The organism is Janthinobacterium sp. UMAB-60 (assembly GCF_900095235.1).
Taxonomy (GTDB): Bacteria; Pseudomonadota; Gammaproteobacteria; order Burkholderiales; family Burkholderiaceae_D; genus Janthinobacterium.
In genome coordinates, this window is record NZ_LT607499.1 from 33,158 (window position 1) to 54,091 (window position 20,934).

Here is a 20,934-nt window from a genome sequence, read left to right on the forward strand (position 1 = left end):
TCACCGCATGCTGGTAGGTGGCGCCCGTCGTGAAACGTTGATACTCCCAGCTGATGTCGGCCGTGTAGGGCAGGCCCGCGTTCGGCGCTTCCGGCAACACCCATTGCGCCACGACGCGTTCGGCCAGGGTCAGTTCGCTGGCGGCCGGTGGTGTTGCTTCCTGGCCACGCCAGAACGGGTCGGCGATATCGGAGCAGGCGACGGCGATGGCGCCCGAGGCGATGGCCGAGGCCACGCCCGCCACCGTGAATTCGGGCTGGCCCGAACCGGCCCCTTCCAGCGAACAGCAATGCACGTCGGGCTCCGTTTCCTCGAAGCTGCCGCCCACGCTGAAACTGGCCTTGCCGGAGCCGAGCGCGGCGGCAATGATGGCCACCAGCGCGGCGATGATGGCGATGATGATGGCGAGTATCTTCCACCACGGGTCGGAAAACGGCAGCTCGCCATGCGTGCCCGCGTAGGCGGGGTTCGGCGTCCAGACGAGGGTCATGCCGGTTGGCACGATGGGTCCCAGACCGGGCGGGCAGCGGCACTCTTTTCCATCATTGCCCGTGCTGCCCCAGCGCTTGCCCGGCAGGTGGCCTTGCGGCTTGGACAGTTCCAGCGTGCCTTCCTCGACCGTGCACGTGTAGGTGTTGGTGGTGCTGTCGAAGCGCGTCTGCGAGACGAAGATTTGCTGGATCGAGCGGCGCGGCGTGTAGCCGTCGGCCTTGGCGACAAAGCTGACGAGTCTCTTGCCGGGCGCCGCATGCTGGAAGTCGGCGTCCCACATCACCAGCATGGCCGCGCCGGCGGGAATGCTGGCAAAGAAAAAGGTGCGCGCCACGGGCACGATGCCGGGGTCGCCCACGCTTTCCAGGTACACCGTGACATTCGTCATCGCGCTGCTGGACATGTTGGTGACGTGGGCGGCGATGCGCAAGCCATAGATGGCATTGTCGAAAATGCCATCGGGCAGCATGATATTGGTGACGGGCTCGATCGCGAACGGCCGCGTCAGCACCTGCATGGGGGTGTCGCTCATGATGCTTGCTCCTCGGGGCTGTGCTGTTCTTGCGCCTGCTCTTGAGCTTGCTCTTTCTCCAGAGCGGTGACGACATACGTGATGCCGCCCAGTACCTTGCCGTCCTGGTTCTCCAGCACGCGCAGCAGCGCATACTGGCGTGGCGGCAAGGCTTCGGCACGCAGGCTCAGGTACGCGGCCTGCGCCTGGCCGCGCGGCACTTCCAGCTCCAATTTTTGCTCGCCGGGCACATCGCCGTTGCAGTGGGGCGTGCGTGCCAGGCCCGCTGTCAGGCGCGCTTCTTTGGCCGGCTGCCATCTGTCCAGGCCCAGGGTGGCCAGCAAACGCGCCGGCAGTTCGCCACCCTGTTCAATGTGCAATTCCACTTTCCTCGCTGCGCGGGGCAGGGCCGCCACCGTGATGGCCAGCAGCTGCGCGCGCCTGGCCGCCAGCACCACGGTGACGTTGCGCTGGGCGATCTGCTCGTGCAAGGTGGGCTGGAAGGGGAAATCGTTGGGCAGCGGGTCGGGCAGCGGGTTGATGTCGCCCGCGCCGTGGGCCACGGCCAGCAGGCATTCGTGGCCGCCATTGACGATGACGGGCACCCAGGGCACCAGGCACAGCACTTCCTGCGTGGCGCCGGGCGGCAGGTCGGCAAACGCGGAACCGATCTGCGTGGCGGTGCCGACGGCGATCTGGCCGGACGGGTCGGCCCAGTAAAAGTCCACGCGCACGCCATTCGAGGCGCTGTTGCCCGTGTTGTGCACGCGGCCCCACAGGTAATTGCTGGTGCCGGCAATGGGCGCGCCGGGCGGGCCATTCGGATCATTACCGGGCACGACCCAGATATCGGCGCTGTCCCACCACCAGGGCTGGCCGTCTTCGATGATCAGGTGGGCTGACATGGCAATCTCCTTGTCCGTGGCCGGTGCTTGTAGCTTAGGCCGCGGCGGCCCTGGCCTCTTGATCGGCATCAAGTCTGCGGATCGCTGCGCAGGCACGCCGTGGCGGCGCCTGCGTGGGGTAAGATTGCGGCAGAATGCAGCTGAGTAAATCCAGGAAAAGGTTGGAACGTGTCTGAAAAAGTGAATGAAGTTTGCATCAACGCCGCTTGCGGCCGGACCTTGCCGCTGCGCGTGGCGCATTGCCCGTTTTGCGGCGCGCGCCAGGTGGCTGCAGCGCCTGTATTAGAGAAAGTGCCAGCACCGCCCCCGCTGCCGCGCATGCCGCCGCCGGTGCCCGTGGCCCCGCCCGTTCCTGCACCGCAAGCCGCGCCGCGGCCTGCTCCTGCCCCCCAGCCTGTCCCGCCACCGGCATCCGCGCCAGTCAAGGCGCCGCCCGCGAAACCGGCCGCCAGGGCTTCGGTACCGCCGCCACGCGCTCCCGTGCGCTTGCGCACGTGGATCGCGGCGGCCGTGGTGCTGACCGGTATCTGGTTTTATAACAAGCCGGCCGACAAGCCGGCCAGCGTGGCGGAACAGGTCGAGGCCGCCACTGCATTGGCGGCGCAGTGCGACCTGGACGGGGCGCGCAGCGCGCTGGCCGTGCTGAAAAGCGCCAGGGCGCCCGCCGCGCAGATCAAGCGCTTGCAGGCGAATATCAGCAAGTCCGCCGCCGCGTGCGACCGGCAACAGCAGCGGACGCAGGCGTGGACGGCGCTGCAAGACAGCGTCAGGCAGGCGCTCGATGCGGGCAAGCCGGAGCTGGCCGCCACGCGCCTGGCCGCCTACGTGAAGCGTTGGGGCGACGATCCCGATACGCTGGAACTCGATGCCACAGTAAAAGTGGCGCTGGCCAGTGTCCAGCTCGACCTGGCCGACGCCTGCCTGGCGAAAAGCGACCGCGTCTGCCTGGAAAACAGCCTGATCGCCGCCGAGCGCTATAAACGGCCGGAACTGGCGGCGCGCACGCAGGCGCTGCGCGCGGCTTTGTCGCAATTGCTCGAACGCTCGCTGCTCGATGCGTCACCAGGCCAGTAGCGCCAACAACTAAAACGCCCGCCGCGGCCAGGCCGGGCGGGCGCACTTTACGCAGCCTTACTCTTGCGGCACCAGCGCCAGCGCCGCGCTGAAGTCGCCCATGGGCTTGCCGCCATTGGCCACCAGCGCCTTGTCGCGCGTGCTCAGGCCGTCGAGCACGGGCAGGCCGAAGCGGTGCGTGATGGCGCGCAGGATCGAGGCCGAATCGTATTGCGTATGGTCAACCAAGCCCTTTTTCACGTACGGCGAGACGAGGATGGCCGGCACGCGCGTGCCCGGACCCCAGCGGTCGCCCTTCGGCGGCGCGGCGTGATCATAAAAGCCGCCGTTTTCATCGTAGGTGACGATGACCAGCATGTTTTTCCACTGCGGACTTTTTTTCAGCTGGGCGATGACGCTGGCGATATGCGCGTCGCCGTCGGCCACGCTGGCATAGCCCGCATGCTGGTTTAAATTGCCCTGCGGCTTGTAGAAGGCCACGGGCGGCAGCTTGCCGGCGCTGGCATCGGCGAGGAACTGGCTGTCGAAGTCGCGCAGGTGGGCGGCGCGGTAGGCGGGCGCCTTCACCGGGTCCATGTTGGCAAAGTAATTGAACGGCTGGTGGTGGAACTGGAAGTTGGGCGGATTCGGGAAGCTGCCGGCGCGCGCGCTGGCCGTGGCCAGGGCCGTCGTATCCTTCCAGGCGCCCGCATACCAGGCCCAGTCGATGTTCTTGCCAGAGAGCAAGTCGCCGATATTCGTCTGCGTCTGCTGCGGCAGGGTGTTGGCCTTGCCCGTGTCCGCATACAGCTTGCTGCTGTCGCCGGACGCGGGCGCGTTGCTGCTGGGCTGGAACGGCGGCTGCATGGTGTTGACGGCGTAGAACATGCCGGTGCCGTCGGCCGGCGTCAGCGCGCCGTCGTTGGCATAGGCGGGCGCGCCGTTCAGCACGGTGCTCGGCGCCGTGGCGGACGGCGTCAGGCGCACGAAGTTACCGTTGGCGTCGACGTCGATCTTCGCGATCGAGCCCTTGGCCACCGAGGTGTTCGCGTTCGGATAGGTGGGCGCGCAGGCGCAGATCAGGTACTGGTGCGTGAGGAAGGAGCCGCCGAAGGCGCCGATGAACAGATTGTCGGCCAGCGCATATTGTTTGGCGATGTCCCACAGCTGCATCTTGCTGCCGTCGTAATAGCCCATGGACAGGCCGCCCGCGTCGGAATACGCGGCGAACTTGTCGTTGGCGCCGCCGTTGATCTGCATCTGGTTGTTGTAGAAGCGGTGCACCAGGTCGCGCGTGATGACCGATTGCGGCAGGTACAGGGGGCTGCCGGCATCGTCGATCTGGAACGGTTTGTTGGGCAGGTTGGCCGACTGCGCCTGGGTGATGACGGTGCTCTGGCCGGCCGCCGTCATGCCGCCCCAGGTGGGCGGCAGCACGGGCAGGGTGCTGCCGTCATAGTCTTTCTGCGGCACGTAGGCGGAGCTGGACGTGGGATTGACGCCCGGCACGCCATTCGCGCCCGGGAACAGGCCGTACAGATTGTCGAAGCCGCGGTTTTCCGCGTAGATGACGACGATGGTCTGGATATTGTTCAGCGCCAGGGCGCCGTTCAGGGCGGCCAGCGCGTCGGCCGGTGCCGCCTGTGCGCTGGCGCTGGCGATCAAGGCCGTCACGCTGGCGTTTTCCGCCTTCAGTTTCGCCAGCTCGTCGCCGCTGGCCTTGTTGAAGTCCGATGCCAGGCCCGCTTCCGACACGCCCAGGCGCGCGGCCAGCTTGCCGCTGGCAGCCGTAAAGTCGCCGCCGTTGCCGTCCATGACTTGCGCCAGTTCCGTCGACAGGGCGCTGACGAAGGCGCTGTGCCCGGCGGGGGCGCGCAGCAGCAGCTTTTGCGTGACCTTGCTGCCGGCGTCGCCGATGGCTTCGTGGCGGATGGCATCCGTGCCGATGGTCACGAGCACGGCGCCCTGACCATCGAGCGTGTAGCTGCCGTCGGCGGCCGTGCGCACGGCCGCCGAGCCGCTGTCGCAGGTCAGCTTGGTCGTGCCGCTTTCCAGGCACACCTGGGCGTTTTCATAGTAGCTGCCGATGACCTGGCCCGTGATATGGGGCGTGACGGCGTAGTCGCTGCCGCAGGCGGCCAGGCCCAGCGACAGTAGCAACGGCAGGGGCCGTAAAGAAGTTTTTGCGTGCAAGTTCATGTTCATGCCTTCTGGGTGGAAAACGTCGCATGCTAGGCAGGCAATATGTCAGCTGCGTGACATGTCAGCGTCTGTTACATGACGTAATGTACGGATTTGATACATGACGTTTTGCGGGGGCTTGTCACGCAGTTGTCACATGCCCTTGCTACGCTGCCAGCCCATGATGAAAACGATACCTGCCCTGCTGCTCGCCATGTGCGTGCTGTCCGCCTGCCAGCCCGCGCCGCCAAAAGACGCGGGCGCGTATGCGCCCACCCTGAAAAGCCAGCCTTCGGTGGCGGCAATGACGGCCATGGGCCGCGCCATGTTTTTCGAACCGAGCCTGTCCGTGTCCGGGAAGATGTCGTGCGCCAGCTGCCACAGTCCCGAACACGCGTACGGTCCGCCGAACGCGCTGGCGGTGCAGCTGGGCGGCCCGGCATTGAAGGATGCGGGCACGCGCGCCGCGCCCTCGCTGCGCTATCTCCAGAACGCGCCGCCGTTTACCGAGCATTACCACGACGACGATGGCGACGACAGCGTCGACGCCGGGCCCACGGGCGGGCGCAACTGGGATGGCCGCGCCCAGTCCGGCCACGAACAGGCGCTGGCGCCCCTGTTATCCAAGCGCGAGATGGGCAACCGCGATGCGGCGGCCGTGGTCGCCAAACTGCGGGGCGGCCCCCTGGCGGCGCAGTTCCGCCAGACGTATGGCGCCGATATCTTCGAACAGCCGGGCCAGGCGCTGCGCTGGGCGCTGATGTCGCTGGAAGTGTTCCAGGAAAGCCCGCCAGATTTCTATCCGTACACGAGCAAGTACGATGCCTTCCTGCGCAAGCAGGCCAGCCTGACGCCGCAGGAAGCGCGCGGCCTGGCCCTGTTCAACGATGAGCGCAAGGGCAATTGCGCCTCCTGCCACATCAGCCAGGTGAGCTCCGGCGGCGCCTTTCCCCAATTTACCGACTACGGCTTGATCAATATCGGCGTGCCGCGCAATGCCAGACTGCCGGCGAATAGGGACCCGGCCTTCTTCGACATGGGATTGTGCGGCCCGGACCGCACCGACTTGATGCAGCAGAAGGAGTATTGCGGCAGCTTCAAGACGCCGTCCCTGCGCAATGTCGCCCTGCGCAAGGTGTTCTTTCACAATGGCAGCTTTGACAGCCTGGAGCAGGTGCTGCGTTTTTACGTGCAGCGCGACACGGCGCCGCAAAAATGGTATCCGACAGATAAAAACGGCAAGGTGCGCAAATACGACGATCTGCCGCCCGGTCTGGCAGCGAACGTGAATGTGGCAGCGCCGTTCGACCGCCAGCCGGGCCAGGCGCCGGCCCTGAACGCGCGGGAGATCGCCGACGTGATCGTTTTCCTGCACACCTTGACGGATGGCTATCAAGCGGTCCCTGCCACGCACTGAACGGGATACTAAAAAATATCAAGATACCATTGCTTACAATTACGCCACAAAAGCCTGTTTTTATGTGCGTTAGCGCACGCTAGAAAATTTTAGGCAGGTGTATATTGCGAACTGATCTGTGTCTTTTGATAATAATGAAAGGGAATATCATGAAAGTAAGCAAAAATTGGATGACCGTGTGCGCCGCCGGGATGATGGTTGTGGCACTGGCTGCCTGCCAGAAGAAGAGCGATGTCGCCGCTGGTCCTGCTGAACAAGCTGGCCAGAAGATCGATGCCGCCGCTGCCAAGGCTGAAGCCGACATCAAGGCCGCCGCTACCAAGGCTGACGACGCCATGAGCAAGGCTGCCACCGATACGGGCGCCAAGATGGACCAGGTCGCCGCTGACGCCGACAAGAAAATGAGCGAAGCGGCCGATGCCGTGGGCAAGAAAGTGGAAAAAGCCGGCGAAAAGATGCAGGACGCCGCGCACAAGTAATCATCGCAATCAGCGCGCCCGCCGCTGCCGTCAGGTGATGGCGGCTGCGGCGATGCCATCTTTGGCGCCAGCTTGCCTGCCATGCGCCGCAGTCGCTGTATCCGCACCGTCCATCCCGTCCGTTCCCCCCAGCACCACGCTCAAATCGACAAAGCCGTCGCGCCACGCGCGTTCCAGGTCTTGCTCCACCGCTTCCAGCGTCGTTCTTTCCACCTGCTGAAAACCGCGCAAGCCATATGCCCGGTTGCGCCCGTGCGCCTTGGCCAGGTACAGCGCCATGTCGATCAGGTTGACGCTGCGTTCCCACGTCAGCGGCCGTCCCAGCGGCGCCAGCGGATAGGGCGCAAAGCCCACGGACACGTGCACTTCGATGGCCTGCCCCTGGTAATGGATGACTTGCGCCGCCATGCCGTTGAGGATGCGCCGCGCGATATCGTCGAGCCCGTCCCGCGCGACGGCGGGCAGGAAGGCGAGGAATTCCTCGCCGCCCCAGCGCACGATCATGTCCGTTTCGCGCAGCACCTCGTGCAAGGTTTCGGCGATCGTCGTCAGCACCAGGTCACCCGCCGCATGGCCGTAACGGTCGTTGATGTGCTTGAAGTGGTCGACGTCGAGCAGGAACAGCGCCCCCACGACATCGGCGCCGGCATAGGAGGGCTGTGACTTGCCCGCATGGCTGCGCATGAATTCCTGGAAATGGCGGCGGTTGTACAGTGCCGTCAGCGGGTCGCGCGAGCTCTGGCGCTTGAGTTCCTGGTTTTTTACCTTCAGCTGCACGTTCGCATGGCGCACCTTGCGGTACAGCAAGCCGACGATGACGGACGCCATGGCCAGCACCAGCGCCAGCAGCCACCACACGCGCTGCTGCAGGCGGCGGTTGTCGATTTCCGTGCTTTTGAGCTGATTTTCGCGGCTCAGCAGCTCGATCTGGCGCTGCTTCTTTTCCGCCTCATACTTTTCTTGCAATTCATACACGGCCTTCTGCCGCTGCTTTTCGAACAGCTGGTTGGAAATGCCCCGCTCGCGGTGGTAGGCCGTGACGGCGCCGCGCATGTCGCCCGCCTTTTCCAGCGCCATGCCGTATTCCAGCAGCACGGCCTGCATGTCCGGCTGGTTGGCCGTGCGTTCGTAGTAGGCCAGGCCCGTGGCCACGCTTTGCTTGCCTTCCTGCAGCCGTCCCTGGCCGATCAGCGCCTGGCCGATGTTCAGGCGCGCCGTCGCCTCCACCTGTTCATCGTTGACGAGGCGCGCCGCCGTGATGGCTTCATTCGCATAGCGCAAGGCGCGCGCGTAGTCGCCTTCCTTCAGATAGCTGTCCGACAGGTTGACGAGGGTGACGGCCACCATGCCGCGGGCACCCAGCTGGCGTTCCAGCGCCAGGGCCGCCAGCAGGGCGCGCTGGCCCCGTTGCGGCTGCTGCGCGTCGAGCGCCAGGCCGTATTCCGTATTCTTTGCCTGCGCCATGCGGCCCGCCGATGCCAGGGTGGTGGAGACGGCCAGCAGCTCGTCGAGCACCTCGAAGCCCTTGTCGTATTCGCGCATCTGCGTGTACAGCAGGGTGAGGGCATTCAGGGCGGCGGCCAGGCTGGAGGCGGAATTGCTCTGGCGCGCCAGGTCGACGGCCGCCTGCAGCTTGGCCAGCGCGAACGGGAAATTGCCTTCCTCGGCCCACGACTGGCCCGCGCTGATGGTGGCCTGTACGCGCACGGGCAGGTCGTCCGTGCGGTTGGCGATCTTTTCCGCTTCGAAGGCCAGCAGGTGCGAAGCGCGGCGCTCGTTGCGGGCAAACGTGATGTAGGCCTTGTTGAGTATGCCTTTTGCCAGCGCCACGTCGCTCTTGTTCATGCGGGCGTAGGCGATCAGTTCCTCGGCCAGTTGCATGGCGATGTCGTTCTGCCCCAGGCGCATGCGGGCGTTGCTCAGTTGGGTAAGGAATTCCGCGCGCACGGGCAGGGGGGCGCTGCGCGCCTGCGTTTCCACCTCTTGCAGGCGCTGCAGCGCGCGCGCGGGCACGAAACGGCCATCGTCGCGCACGGCGGCAAGATACTGCTTGAGGTCGCCGACCTGGGCCTGGACGGCAGGCGGCAGCAAGCAGGCCAATGCCAGCAGCCAATGCGCCTTTCGCCATGATGCCCGTCTCTGTCTGCCTGCCAACGTCCCGCCCCCGCAATGATCATGCTTGTCTGCAGCGATTATATGATGTTGCAATCAAGAAATATCATGGCATGTGCAGATTTTTGCAAAAATGCACACTTTGGCCGCACGTCAGCGCATGGCCAGGGCGGCCGTGGCCGGCGGGCTGCCCTTCAGGCGGAAGATGGCGACGGCCTCGATCAGGGCTTGCGCCTGTTCCTGCAGGCTTTCGGCAGCGGCGGCCGCCTGCTCGACCAGGGCGGCGTTCTGTTGCGTGATGTTGTCCATCTGCGTGACCGCCTGGTTGACCTCGCTGATCCCCGCGCTTTGTTCGTGGCTGGCGCTGGTAATCTCGCTCATGATGGCGGCCACCTTCTGGATCGATTCCACCACCAGCGCCATGGTGCGCCCCGCCTCGTCGACGAGCTTGCTGCCGGCGTCGACCCGTTCCACGGAGGCGCCGATCAGGGTCTTGATTTCCTGGGCGGCGGCAGCGCTGCGGTGGGCCAGGCTGCGCACCTCGCCGGCGACGACGGCGAAGCCGCGCCCCTGTTCGCCTGCCCGCGCCGCCTCGACGGCGGCGTTCAGGGCCAGGATGTTGGTCTGGAAGGCGATGCCGTCGATGACGCCGATGATGTCGGCGATCTGGCTCGAACTTTCCTTGATGGCGCCCATCGTGCTGACCACCTGGGCGACGACGGCGCCGCCCTGCACGGCAACGGCCGAGGCGGTGGCGGCCAGCTGGTTCGCCTCGCCGGCGTTGCTGGCGTTTTGCCGCACCGTCGCCGTCAGCGTTTCCATCGAACTGGCCGTTTCTTCGAGGGAACTGGCTTGCGCTTCAGTACGCGCCGACAGGTCGGCATTGCCCAGCGCGATTTCGTGCGTGGCCACCGACATTTCGCCGGTGCTGCTGCGGATGTCGCCGATCAGCCCCGTCAGGTTGGCGTTAATGGTGTTCATCGCCAGCAACAGCACGCCGATTTCATCGGCCCGTTCGATGACGGCATCGATGCTCAGGTCGCCGCCGGCGATCAATTGCGCCGTGGCGATCGCCTGGTCCAGGCTGCGCTTGATGTGGCGGTACACGAGGAACAGGCACAGCAGCGAAACCATGACCGACACCAGCAGCACGCCGACGGTGACGGAATAGGCCGCCATGGTGCCGCCCGTCGCCGTCTGCACGGCCGCGCTCGTGCGCTGGTCCAGCAGCGTGAGGAATTCATTCACCGGCTGCATGATCTTGCCCTTGTTACGGTGGTATTGGGCATCATGCATGATGGTGCGGGCCATTTCCGGGTCGGGCGGACCCTTCTTGGTAAAGTTGCCGCTGCCATCGTCGAACAAGCCCTTGACGGCGTTCATGGCGATCACCTCGGTCTTCACCAGACCGTCGGAATTGGCTTGGGCCTCTTGCAGTTTGGCAAATTCCTGCTCGCTGAAGCCGGCTTTGCGCATCAGCTCGGCCAGTGGCACGCTGGGGCCCGTCGACGGCGGCACGGGCATGCCCGCCGCCACGAAGTCCCAGTAGATGCGCTCGTAGTGGGCGGGGCGCGGCTTCTTGCCGTTGCGGATGTCGAGGATGTCCATGTATTGCTGCTCGTAGCTGGCGTCGCCCGTGACGACGTAGGTGCGGGCCAGCCGGGTCAGGTCGTCCGAGCTTTGCCGCAATTCATCGGCCAGCAGATAGGATTGGAAGCGCGTTTCAGTGACCTGGTTCGCTTCGGCCTGTTTGGTGGCGACGCGGAACAGGGCCAACAGGCTGACGATGGAGAGCGCCAGGCTAAGCAGGAAGATGGCGGCAAAGATATTCCTGATCGACAATTTGCTGCGCATGGCGTCCCCCGGAAGTGTGGTTGGGGCCGTCGGCGCTGCCCGCCAGATGAATATACTCCCGTCTGTACGGCATTTTTAATGCCGTACAGAAAAATAGTGGCGCCATGCAACGGCGCCCCGTGCCTATCACACTGCCAGTTGCTGCAGCAGGTACAGGCGCTGGTACAAACCGCCCTCGATCTGCATCAATTCCTCGTGCGGTCCCGCTTCCGTGATGCGGCCGTGATTGAGCACGATGATACGGTCGGCCTCGCGGATGGTCGACAGGCGGTGCGCGATGGCGATGATGGTCACCTTGCCGCGCAACTCGTTCAAGGCCAGCTGCACGATCTGCTCGGTCTGGCTATCGATGCGCGAGGTCGCTTCGTCCAGCAGCAAAATGCGCGGCTGGCCGGCCAGCGCGCGGGCAATCGCGATCAGCTGCTTCTGCCCCGACGACAGGCGCGAGCCGCCTTCGCCCAGCGGCGTATCGTAGCCGTGTTCCAGCGCGGCGATGAAGTCGTGCGCATGCGCGGCGCGTGCCGCCGTCTCGATCTGCTGCTGCGTGTAGCCGCGGCCCATGTCGATGTTTTCGCGCGCCGAGGCGGCCAGCAGGAAGGGGTCTTGCGGCACCAGGCCCACGTCGGCGCGGAAGTGCTCGTTGTCGATGCTGTCGAGGGCGACGCCATTGATGGCGATGCTGCCCTGCGTGACGGGGTAAAAGCGCAGCAGCAGCGAGAGCAAAGTCGACTTGCCGCTGCCCGTGTGGCCGACGATGCCAAAAAACGCGCCTTGCGGAATGCTCAGCGACAGCTCGTGCAGCACGGGCTGGTTTTCCACGTAGGCGAAGGTCAGGCGCGCGATGTCCACGGCGGGCACGTCGCTGTCCGCTGTCGCCTGCCGCAGGGCCGGCGTTTCCCTTCCCTGCGCGTGTTCCAGCGCCTGCGCTTCATCCAGCAGGGCCGAGACGCGTGCCGTCGCCACCACCGACTGCTGCAGCTGGCTGAACTGCATGGTGATCTGGATCAGCGGCTCGATTACGCGCGCGATATAGCTGATGAACGCATACAGCACGCCCACTTCCAGGGCGCCCATGTCGCGCTGGCCGAAGCTGAAGATGACGACGGCCAGCAGCACGATGTTGAGCATGTCGAGCGCGGGGCGCAGCAGCCAGGCGTTGGCGCGCAACTCCTGCATGCGCGCCGTGTAGTGGTCCTGGTTGATGCCCGTGAAGCGCTGGCCGAAGCGCTTTTCCGCGTTATTCGCCTGCAGCACGCTCATGCCGCCGATCGATTCGGCGATCTGCCCGTTGATCTCGCTGCGCAGGGCGCGCGCGCGCGTGACGGCCGGCGCGCTCCAGCGCTGGTACAAAAAGACGATCACCAGCACGGCCGGCAGCAGGGCCAGCACGATCAGCATCAGCCGCCAGTCGAGGAAGGCCATGGCGGCCATGGTGCCGACCAGCACGATGGAGCTGTCGAGGATGACGAACAGCACCTGCACGTACAGCGATTTCACCGCTTCCGTGTCGTTGGTGACGCGGCTGACCAATTGCCCCGTGATGGCGCGGTCGAAAAAGGCCATCGGCAGGCGCAGCACGTGCTGATACACGGTTTCGCGCAGGCGCTGCACCGAGCGCATGGCCAGGCCGGACAGGCGCACCAGCTGCAGGTAGCGCAGGCCGGAAGCGACCCAGCCCGTCAGCAGGCAGCCGCCCAGCAGCAGCGACATGCGCGTCCAGTCCAGGTGGCGCGGCAGCAGATGCTGGTCGATCAGGGCCTTGCCCAAAATGGGCCCCGTCACTTCCAGCGCGGCGGCGAGGATCAGCCAGAACGTGGCCCAGTATAAATGGCGCAGGTCGGGCGCGGCGGCGCGGCGCAGCAGGCCGATCGCTTGCGCGGCCTGGCGGCGCACGGATGGCGTGGTGGTGTTGGCTTGGTCGGTCTTAGATGGCATCGAGGCTGGCCTCCAGTTGTTGATAGCGCCACTGGCTGGCGTACCAGCCGTCGCGCTGCATCAGCGCGTCGTGGCTGCCCGTTTCCGTCACGTGGCCATCGCGCAGCACCAGGATCAGGTCGGCGTTGACGACGGCGCTCAGGCGGTGGCTGGCGATGATGGCGCTGCGCTCGGGGCGCTTGCGGCGCAGTTCTTCCAGGTGCTGCAGGATGCGCGTTTCCGTGCCCGTGTCGACGGCGGATAAGGCATCGTCGAGCAGCAGCAGGCCGTTGTCGGCCAGCAGGGCGCGCGCGATCGCCACGCGCTGGCGCTGGCCGCCGGACAGGGTGATGCCTTTTTCGCCCACGTGCGTTTGATAACCGTCCGGGAATTGCAAGATGTCGGCATGGATGTCGGCCAGCTGCGCCGCCCGTTCCACTTCCTCGCGCGTGGCGCCGGGACGGGCCAGGGCGATATTGTCGGCGATGCTGGCGGAGAATAAAAACGATTCCTGCGGCACCCAGCTGATGGCCGCGCGCAGCGCATGCAGGGTGTAGGCGTCCAGCGCCTGGCCATTCCACGTGGCCGTGCCCGATTGGGGCGTGACTTGGCGCAGCAGCACGCGCAGCAGGGTCGACTTGCCGCTGCCCGTGGGACCGACCAGGCCCAGGGTCTGGCCCGGCTGCAACAGCAGCGAAATGCCGGACAGGGCCGGCGCCGTCTGGCCCGCGTACGCGAAGCCGATATCCTGCAATTGCAGGGGGCCGGGCGTCAGCGTATCGATCGTGCCATGGTCGTCGATGGCCAATGGCGCGTCGAGCATCGGTTGCAGCCGCTGCCAGGCGGCGCGGCCCCGTTCGATCAATGACAGTACCCAGCCGGCGGCGAACATGGGCCAGATCAGCTGGCCCAGGTACATGGAAAAGCTCGTCAGCGCGCCGATGGTCAATTGATCGTGCCACACGAGGTAGCCGCCCAGGCCCAGGGTCAGCGCCGTGGCGGCCGTCAGGGTCAGGCCGACGGCCGGTTCATACGCCGCTTCCCAGCGCTGCGCCGTCAGGCTGGCGTTGGCCGCGTGGCCTGCCAGGGTGGAAAACTGCGCGCTGCTGCGCTCTTCCAGGCCCAGCGCGCGCAAGGTGCGCACGCCCGACAAGGACTCTTGCACATGGTCGTTCAGCGCGGAAAAACGTTGCAGCGAATCCGTCGACGCCGTATGGATATGGCTGGAAATGCGCCAGAAGGCCAGTCCCATCAGCGGGAAGGGCAAGAGCGCGATGCAGGCCAGGCGCCAGTCCACGCCCAGCAGCATGATGCCCAGCACCATCAGCAGGGTCAGGGTGCCGTCGAAGCCGGCCAGCATGGCTTCGCCGGCGGCCATTTCGATGGCGTCGATGTCGTTCGTGGCCAGCGCCATCAGGTCGCCCGTGCGCTGGTTCTGGTAGAACGACGCGCCCTGCTGCGACATGCGCGTGTAGAAGCGCGTGCGCAGCATCACGCCCAGCTGGTAGGCGGCCTTGAACAGGGTGATGCGCCAGCCCACGCGCAGGAAGTAGATGACGACGCCGACGGCGAGCAGGGTCAGCAGCTCAAGCCACAGTTCGGCGGCCGTCATGCGGTGCGCGGCCAGCGCGTCGATGATGGCGCCCACGCGGCGCGGGATCCAGACGGTCAGTGTTGCCACGCCTGTCAGCATGACGGCGGCGGCGGCATACGCCGGCCAATGCTGACGCACGAAGCCGGCGATGAGCCTCGATAAACTCATGGTTACCTTTTGTTTTGAGTAATGGGGTGTCGCGGGGCGGAAGGACGGGCACGCGGACGGAAAGTACGCGTAGGATACAACAGGGCGGAAAAGCGCGCTGTGGACGGGCACGCAAAAAACGGGCCGTAGCCCGTTGTTTTGCTGCGTCAGTGGCGTGCGCGGAGCTTGCAACGCGTAACAAAACCGTAGCGAGCGGAAGGAAGTTGTGGCCGAGAAGCGCAACTGTACGAAGGTACAGTGAGCATCGCAGGGCGCAAATTACGACGCGCAGTAGGTTTTGATAGGCGTTCTTACTTGCGGCCGTTGCCTTTGCCGCTGCCCAGCATGTCGAGCTGTTTCGATGGCGCGCCCTTGGGGGCTGTCTTGGCTACCGGCTTGGCGGCTGGCGCAGGGGTATGCTTCACGGCGGCCTTGGCCACGGTCTTGCCGGCGGCGCTGGCCGGTTTGGCGACTGGTTTGCTGGAAGGAAATGGTTTCGCGGCCGGCTTGGCTGGCGCTGGCGCAGCGACTTTCGCTGCTGCCGCGGCGGGGGCCGGTGCGGGTTTGGCCGCTTCAGGCTTGGCCACTGGCTTGGCTTCGACGGCTTTCACGGCGGGCTTGTCGGCGGCCTTCTCGGCAACCTTGGCCGGTGCTGCCGCCGGCTTGGCTGCTGGAGCCGCAACGGGGGCGGGTGCTGCCTTGGCGACCGGCTTGGCCACTTCGACCGGCTTGGCTGGCACAGGCTTGGCGGCGGGCGCAGGTGCCGCTGCCACTGGTGACGGTGCCGGTGCGGCGGCCGGCTTGGGCGCAGGCGCCGCAGTAGCAGGTACAGCGGCCAGCGCCGGCTTGGCCGCTGCCGGGACGGCAGCAGGTGCGGCCGCATCGAGGCGGGCCTTGGCCGAGGCCAGCAATTCAGCCTGGGTGCCCGAGGCGATGCCGAACAGCTGGCGGCTGTAGGCCAGCACGCTTTCGATATTCGGTTGCGCCTGGCTGGTGCTGTAGCTGAAGAAGTCGCGCGGGTCCTGCGTTGCCAGCAGGTGCTGCGCCGTTTCCGCTGTCTGCGACAGGGCGGCCTTGCCGGCGTTCAGGTTCAGGGCGATGATTTTCTCGGCGCTTTCGAAGACTTTGTTGGTCAGGGTGCTGAAGATTTGCAACTGGCTTTCCAGTTGCGACTTGGCGGCGCTGGAAAATTGTTCAGGAAGCGGAAACATATTTACTCCTTTGTACGGATTAAAATGCTGGCAAAACGCTCTGCAAAATCCCGAAAACCAGAGTTGGCCGCGTTTTGTAAAGTGGGTAGCGTGTTAAAAGCTGATCATGGACTTTTTATGATGCAACGCAATATGAATATTCTAGCGGTGATTCGAGTTAGTTGAAAGCTATTTTCTCAAGGGCGTGCGCCGTGTGTTTGCGCTATTCATGCGCCTGGCAGCATTTGCGGGAAGTTTGCGCAGGCGCAAAGCGTTGCCAGGAAATCTATGGCTACGCTTTTGCCAGTGGCTGGTTTCTTGCACTGCAGCATCCGTGAGAAATATATGAAATGACAATTAACTGAAACGCCAGACACAGATGTCAACCGAAGGAGTGTCCGCATGGACCTAGTCATCCGCAATGCCAGCCTGCCCGACGGGCGCCGCGCCATCGATATCGCCATCGAGGACGGCCGTATCGCCGCCGTCGGCCCCGCCTTGCCCGTGACGGGCGCGCAGGAGATCGACGCCGCCGGCGACCTCGTCACGCCGCCCTTCGTCGACGCCCACTTCCACATGGACGCCACGCTCAGCTACGGCCTGCCGCGCGTGAATGCCTCTGGCACCCTGCTCGAAGGCATCGCCCTGTGGGGCGAGCTGAAACCGCAGCTGACGCAGGACGCGCTGGTGCAACGCGCCTTGCAGTATTGCGACTGGGCCGTGGCGCGCGGCTTGCTGGCCATCCGCTCGCACGTGGATATCTGCGACCCGCGCCTGCTGGCCGTCGAAGCGCTGCTCGACGTCAAGCGGCAAGTGGCGCCGTATCTCGATTTGCAGTTGGTGGCCTTTCCGCAGGACGGCATCCTGCGCAGCCCGGGCGCCTTCGACAATTTAAAGCGCGCGATCGCCATGGGCGTCGACGTGGTGGGCGGCATTCCCCATTTTGAACGCACCATGGCAGACGGCGCGGAATCGGTGCGCCTGCTGTGCGAATTCGCCTGCGAGCGGGGCCTGATGGTGGACATGCATTGCGACGAATCGGACGACCCGCTGTCGCGCCATATCGAAACCCTGGCCTTCCACAGCCAGCGCCTTGGCATGCAGGGCAGGGTGACGGGCTCGCACCTGACGTCCATGCATTCGATGGACAATTACTATGTGAGCAAGCTGCTGCCCCTGATCCGCGAGGCGGGCGTGGCGGCGATTGCCAACCCCCTCATCAACATCACCCTGCAGGCGCGCCACGATACGTATCCGAAGCGGCGCGGCATGACGCGCGTGCCCGAGATGCTGGCCGCCGGCATTCCCGTCGCCTTTGGTCACGATTGCGTGATGGACCCGTGGTACAGCCTCGGTTCGGGCGACATGCTGGAAGTGGCGCACATGGGCTTGCACGTGGCGCAGATGACGGGCCAGCAAGCGATGCACGACTGCTTTTTGGCCGTGACGCAGACGCCGGCGCGCATCCTGGGCCTGGACGGCTACGGCATCGCGCCCGGCTGCCATGCGGACTTGCTGATCCTCGATTGCGGCTCCACGGTGGAAGCGCTGCGCCTGCGCGCGGCGCGGCGCCTGGTGCTGCGCCGCGGGAAAATCGTCAGCGAGGCGCCGCGCGCGCAATCGCGCCTGCACCTGCCGGGGCGGCCCGACAGCGTGAACTTCCGCCTGGGGCGCTGATACAATCGGCCATCACTTGTTATCGGGAGCACCGCCTTGAAAGAAATTGATATCCGCCCGGCCCAGGAAGCCGACTTCGACGCCATGTGGCCGATTTTCCAGACCCTGGTGGCCGCTGGCGACACCTACACCTTCCCCGCCGATACTACGCGCGAAGCGTGCCACGCCTACTGGTTCGGCCCCGGCATACAAAGCCATGTCGCCGTGATGGGCAGCGAGCGCTTGCTGGGCATGTACAAGCTGGTGGCGAACCAGCCGGGTCATGGATCGCACGTGGCCAATGCCTCGTTCATGGTCGATCCCGCCGCGCAGGGCGTGGGCGTGGGGCGCATGCTGGGCGTGCACTGCATGGAAGAAGCGCGCCGCGCGGGCTACCTGGCGATGCAGTTCAACTTCGTCGTCAGCACCAACCTGGGCGCCGTCACCCTGTGGAAAAAGCTGGGCTTTTCTATCATCGGCACCCTGCCGCTGGCCTATCGCCACGCGCAGCTGGGCTATGTCGACGCCTACGTGATGTACCAGCTGCTGACCGATCCGATGCAGTGGCCGGCATGAGCGGCGCCGTCACTGTGATCGAGACGCCGCGCCTGCGCCTGCGCACCTTCACGCCCGAGGACGCGCCGTTCTACCTTGCGCTGATCAATGAACCATCGTGGATCGCCAATATCGGCGACCGCAACATCCATACCGTGGATGCGGCGCGCGCGGCGCTGGAGGCCGGTCCGATGGCGCAGTTCCGCGAGCATGGCTATTGCTTTTACGTTATCGAGCGCCGCAGCGACGGCGCGGCCATCGGCATGGGCGGCATGATACGCCGCGACAGCCTGCCCGGCCCCGACATCGGCTACGCCATGCTGCCCGTCTACTGGGGCCAGGGCTATGCCTGGGAGGCGACGGCGGCCATCGTGCGGCATGCCCGGCACACGCTGCGCATCCCCACCCTGTACGGCATCACCTCGCCGCAGAACCAGGCGTCGATCAATTTGCTCAATAAACTGGGCTTGCGCTTCGAGCGCTTTTCGCGCTTGCCGCCGGCGGGCAAGGATACCAATATCTACCGCAAGGATTTTCACCATTAGCGATACGAATGGCGCCGCCGCCGGATGCGGGGGCGCCAAACTGCGCACGCTCCATTGAGCGCGCGTCTGCCAGGCTTACTTCAGGTCGAAGCGATCAAGATTCATCACCTTGGTCCACGCCGCGATGAAGTCGTGGATGAACTTCTCGCGCGCATCCGAACTTGCATACACTTCGGACAGTGCCCGCAGCTGCGCGTTTGAACCGAAGACAAGGTCGACACGCGTGCCGGTCCACCGGCGTCTGCCCGTCGCCCGGTCGCGCCCTTCGAACACGTCCTTCGCGTCCGCTGCCGGCGTCCATTGCGTTGCCGGGTCGAGCAGATTGACGAAGAAGTCGTTGCTCAGCGCTTGCGGCCTGTCGGTAAAGACACCGTGCGGCGTCTGTCCGGCATTCGCGTTCAGCACCCGCATGCCGCCCACCAGCACGGTCATTTCCGGCGCGCTCAGCGTCAGCAATTGCGCCTGATCGACGAGCAACACTTCGGCCGATGCCGAATACTGACCCCGCATGTAGTTGCGGAAACCGTCAGCGACCGGCTCGAGCACCGCGAATGCGGCCGCATCGGTCTGTGCCTGCGACGCATCCATGCGCCCCGGCGTGAACGGAACCTGCACCTCGTGTCCGGCATTTTTCGCCGCCTGTTCGACGCCCGCACAGCCGGCCAGCACGATCAGGTCGGCCAGCGAGACTCGCTTGCCGCCATCTTGCGCGCCGTTGAATGCGCGCTGCAGACCTTCGAGCATGTCGAGCACCTGCGCCAGTTGCGCCGGCTGATTGGCCGGCCAATCCTTTTGCGGCGCCAGACGAATGCGCGCGCCGTTTGCGCCGCCGCGCTTGTCGGAACCGCGGAAGGTCGATGCCGACGCCCACGCGACGGCAAGCAGTTGCGACACCGGCAGGGCCGATGCCAGGACCTGGCTTTTGAGCGCGGCAATATCGAGCGCGTCGATCAGGGCATGATCGAGCGCCGGAATCGGGTCTTGCCAGATCAGCTCTTCGGCCGGCACGTCCGCGCCGACATAGCGCGTGATCGGACCCATGTCGCGGTGCGTCAGCTTGAACCATGCGCGGGCGAACGCATCGGCAAATTGATCGGGATGGGCGAGGAAGCGCCGCGAGATTTTTTCGTACGCGGGGTCGCAGCGCAACGACAGGTCGGTCGTCAGCATCGACGGCGCGCGGCGCTTCGACGGGTCGCGCGGATCTGGCATGGCGCCCGCGCCCGCATCGCCCATCGGCTTCCATTGATGCGCGCCGGCCGGGCTCTTCGTCAACTCCCATTCAAAGCCGAACAGGTTTTCAAAGAAGTTATTGCTCCATTGCGTGGGCGTCTGGCTCCAGATGACTTCCAGGCCGCTCGAGATCGTGTCGTCGCCGTTGCCCGTGCCGAAGCTGTTCTTCCAGCCCAGGCCTTGCTCCTCCATGCCGGCCGCTTCCGGCTCCGGTCCCACGTGGGGAACCGGCGGTGCCGCGCCGTGCGTCTTGCCCAAGGTGTGGCCGCCGGCGATGAGCGCAACCGTCTCTTCGTCGTCCATCGCCATGCGCGCGAACGTCTCGCGGATGTCCCTGGCCGCCGCGAGCGGGTCCGGATTGCCGTCGGGACCCTCCGGATTGACGTAAATGAGCCCCATCTGAACGGCCGCGAGCGGATTGTCGAGTTCCCGCTCGCCGGCATAGCGCTTGTCGTCCGCCAGCCAGGTGGTTTCGGCGCCCCAGTCGACGCCGTCCGGTTCCCACGCATCGACGCGTCCGCCGCCAAAGCCGAAGGTTTTCAATCCCATGGATTCCAGGGCGACGGTGCCCGTCAGGACAATCAGGTCGGCCCACGAGATTTTGCGGCCATATTTCTGCTTGATAGGCCAGATCAGCCTGCGTGCCTTGTCGAGATTGACGTTGTCGGGCCAGCTGTTCAGCGGCGCGAAGCGCTGCTGGCCGGAACCGGCGCCGCCGCGACCGTCACCGGCGCGGTAGGTGCCCGCACTGTGCCATGCCATGCGGATGAAGAACGGCCCGTAATGGCCGAAGTCGGCCGGCCACCAGTCCTGCGAGACGGTCATCAAGGCCACCAGATCTTTCTTCACGGCCTCCAGGTCGAGGCTCTTGAATGCCGCCGCATAGTTGAAATCCTTCCCCATGGGGTCCGATTGCGATGCCTGCTGGTGCAGCATCTTCAGGTTCAGCTGGTTTGGCCACCAGTCCTGGTTTGCCGTGCCTTTGCCGGCGACGTGCAAGAACGGACATTTTGCTTCAGTTGACATGGATTTTTTCCTGGGTGGTATGGCTGCGCGAGCGCAGGGGGGATGTGCTGGTAATCATGCACAGGCGGCA

Annotated in this window: 15 protein-coding genes; 6 read left to right on the top strand and 9 right to left on the bottom strand. The window is 65.3% G+C overall.

What is annotated here, in order from left to right:
* Both K0F86_RS23695 and K0F86_RS23700 read right to left on the bottom strand, forming a co-directional pair.
* Window positions 1–1,024, bottom strand: a 1,024-nt coding sequence (locus tag K0F86_RS23695; protein WP_219136610.1) for a hypothetical protein, incomplete at its 3' end; no start/stop codon positions are given.
* The gene (locus tag K0F86_RS23700) at window positions 1,021–1,908 is read right to left on the bottom strand and encodes a hypothetical protein (RefSeq protein WP_219136611.1); all 888 of its coding nucleotides are present in this window, start codon (window positions 1,906–1,908) and stop codon (window positions 1,021–1,023) included. The genes K0F86_RS23700 and K0F86_RS23695, both read right to left, overlap by 4 nt.
* 168 nt (window positions 1,909–2,076) lie before the next feature.
* Here K0F86_RS23700 and K0F86_RS23705 point away from each other — a divergent pair, with 168 nt between their 5' ends.
* Window positions 2,077–2,982: a hypothetical protein gene (locus tag K0F86_RS23705; protein WP_219136612.1), complete on the top strand. Its 906-nt coding sequence runs from the start codon at window positions 2,077–2,079 to the stop codon at window positions 2,980–2,982.
* A 57-nt stretch (window positions 2,983–3,039) separates the two neighbouring features.
* On the opposite strand, the gene acpA is transcribed toward K0F86_RS23705, so the two are convergent.
* The gene (acpA, locus tag K0F86_RS23710; RefSeq protein WP_219136613.1) at window positions 3,040–5,160 is read right to left on the bottom strand and encodes an acid phosphatase; all 2,121 of its coding nucleotides are present in this window, start codon (window positions 5,158–5,160) and stop codon (window positions 3,040–3,042) included.
* Between the two features lie 163 nt (window positions 5,161–5,323).
* Between acpA and K0F86_RS23715 the strand changes: the two genes are divergently transcribed.
* Both K0F86_RS23715 and K0F86_RS23720 read left to right on the top strand, forming a co-directional pair.
* Window positions 5,324–6,559 (top strand): cytochrome-c peroxidase, encoded by a 1,236-nt coding sequence (locus K0F86_RS23715; protein ID WP_374197317.1) that lies wholly within the window; start codon window positions 5,324–5,326, stop codon window positions 6,557–6,559.
* A gap of 149 nt (window positions 6,560–6,708) precedes the next feature.
* Window positions 6,709–7,038 carry a hypothetical protein gene (locus tag K0F86_RS23720; protein WP_219136614.1) on the top strand — a complete coding sequence of 110 codons (330 nt, stop codon included), beginning with the start codon at window positions 6,709–6,711 and terminating at the stop codon, window positions 7,036–7,038.
* Window positions 7,039–7,068: 30 nt separating this feature from the next.
* On the opposite strand, the gene K0F86_RS23725 is transcribed toward K0F86_RS23720, so the two are convergent.
* The 5 genes from K0F86_RS23725 to K0F86_RS23745 all read right to left on the bottom strand — a co-directional run bounded on the left by K0F86_RS23725 (window position 7,069) and on the right by K0F86_RS23745 (window position 15,870).
* Entirely contained in the window at window positions 7,069–9,129 is a 2,061-nt protein-coding gene (locus tag K0F86_RS23725; protein ID WP_306823225.1) for a tetratricopeptide repeat-containing diguanylate cyclase, read from the bottom strand.
* Window positions 9,130–9,303: 174 nt separating this feature from the next.
* The gene (locus K0F86_RS23730; RefSeq protein WP_219136615.1) at window positions 9,304–11,004 is read right to left on the bottom strand and encodes a methyl-accepting chemotaxis protein; all 1,701 of its coding nucleotides are present in this window, start codon (window positions 11,002–11,004) and stop codon (window positions 9,304–9,306) included.
* A gap of 126 nt (window positions 11,005–11,130) precedes the next feature.
* Window positions 11,131–12,939: an ABC transporter ATP-binding protein gene (locus K0F86_RS23735; protein ID WP_219136616.1), complete on the bottom strand. Its 1,809-nt coding sequence runs from the start codon at window positions 12,937–12,939 to the stop codon at window positions 11,131–11,133.
* Window positions 12,929–14,680 (bottom strand): ABC transporter ATP-binding protein, encoded by a 1,752-nt coding sequence (locus K0F86_RS23740; RefSeq protein ID WP_219136617.1) that lies wholly within the window; start codon window positions 14,678–14,680, stop codon window positions 12,929–12,931. The genes K0F86_RS23735 and K0F86_RS23740 overlap by 11 nt, the downstream gene beginning before the upstream one ends.
* Window positions 14,681–14,970: 290 nt before the next feature.
* Window positions 14,971–15,870, bottom strand: coding sequence for a phasin family protein (locus K0F86_RS23745; RefSeq protein ID WP_219136618.1), 900 nt, complete (start codon window positions 15,868–15,870; stop codon window positions 14,971–14,973).
* 381 nt (window positions 15,871–16,251) lie between these two features.
* Here K0F86_RS23745 and K0F86_RS23750 point away from each other — a divergent pair, with 381 nt between their 5' ends.
* The 3 genes from K0F86_RS23750 to K0F86_RS23760 are packed head-to-tail and all read left to right on the top strand — an operon-like array spanning window position 16,252 to window position 18,605.
* Complete coding sequence (locus K0F86_RS23750) at window positions 16,252–17,526, top strand: amidohydrolase family protein (RefSeq protein ID WP_219136619.1); 1,275 nt, start codon at window positions 16,252–16,254, stop codon at window positions 17,524–17,526.
* 36 nt (window positions 17,527–17,562) lie between these two features.
* Window positions 17,563–18,081 carry a GNAT family N-acetyltransferase gene (locus K0F86_RS23755; protein WP_219136620.1) on the top strand — a complete coding sequence of 173 codons (519 nt, stop codon included), beginning with the start codon at window positions 17,563–17,565 and terminating at the stop codon, window positions 18,079–18,081.
* Complete coding sequence (locus K0F86_RS23760) at window positions 18,078–18,605, top strand: GNAT family N-acetyltransferase (protein ID WP_219136621.1); 528 nt, start codon at window positions 18,078–18,080, stop codon at window positions 18,603–18,605. Before K0F86_RS23755 ends, K0F86_RS23760 begins: the two co-directional genes overlap by 4 nt.
* 75 nt (window positions 18,606–18,680) lie before the next feature.
* Here K0F86_RS23760 and katG read toward each other — a convergent pair whose 3' ends face one another.
* Entirely contained in the window at window positions 18,681–20,864 is a 2,184-nt protein-coding gene (katG, locus tag K0F86_RS23765; RefSeq protein ID WP_219136622.1) for a catalase/peroxidase HPI, read from the bottom strand.
* Window positions 20,865–20,934 lie beyond the last annotated feature (70 nt).

Coding starts and splice junctions, on each gene's coding strand:
- K0F86_RS23735 (WP_219136616.1), bottom strand. CDS start 12,939: ATGCCATCTAAGACCGACCAAGCCAACACCACCACGCCATCCGTGCGC.
- K0F86_RS23750 (WP_219136619.1), top strand. CDS start 16,252: ATGGACCTAGTCATCCGCAATGCCAGCCTGCCCGACGGGCGCCGCGCC.
- K0F86_RS23700 (WP_219136611.1), bottom strand. CDS start 1,908: ATGTCAGCCCACCTGATCATCGAAGACGGCCAGCCCTGGTGGTGGGAC.
- K0F86_RS23715 (WP_374197317.1), top strand. CDS start 5,324: ATGATGAAAACGATACCTGCCCTGCTGCTCGCCATGTGCGTGCTGTCC.
- katG (WP_219136622.1), bottom strand. CDS start 20,864: ATGTCAACTGAAGCAAAATGTCCGTTCTTGCACGTCGCCGGCAAAGGC.
- K0F86_RS23745 (WP_219136618.1), bottom strand. CDS start 15,870: ATGTTTCCGCTTCCTGAACAATTTTCCAGCGCCGCCAAGTCGCAACTG.
- K0F86_RS23720 (WP_219136614.1), top strand. CDS start 6,709: ATGAAAGTAAGCAAAAATTGGATGACCGTGTGCGCCGCCGGGATGATG.
- K0F86_RS23740 (WP_219136617.1), bottom strand. CDS start 14,680: ATGAGTTTATCGAGGCTCATCGCCGGCTTCGTGCGTCAGCATTGGCCG.
- acpA (WP_219136613.1), bottom strand. CDS start 5,160: ATGAACTTGCACGCAAAAACTTCTTTACGGCCCCTGCCGTTGCTACTG.
- K0F86_RS23760 (WP_219136621.1), top strand. CDS start 18,078: ATGAGCGGCGCCGTCACTGTGATCGAGACGCCGCGCCTGCGCCTGCGC.
- K0F86_RS23730 (WP_219136615.1), bottom strand. CDS start 11,004: ATGCGCAGCAAATTGTCGATCAGGAATATCTTTGCCGCCATCTTCCTG.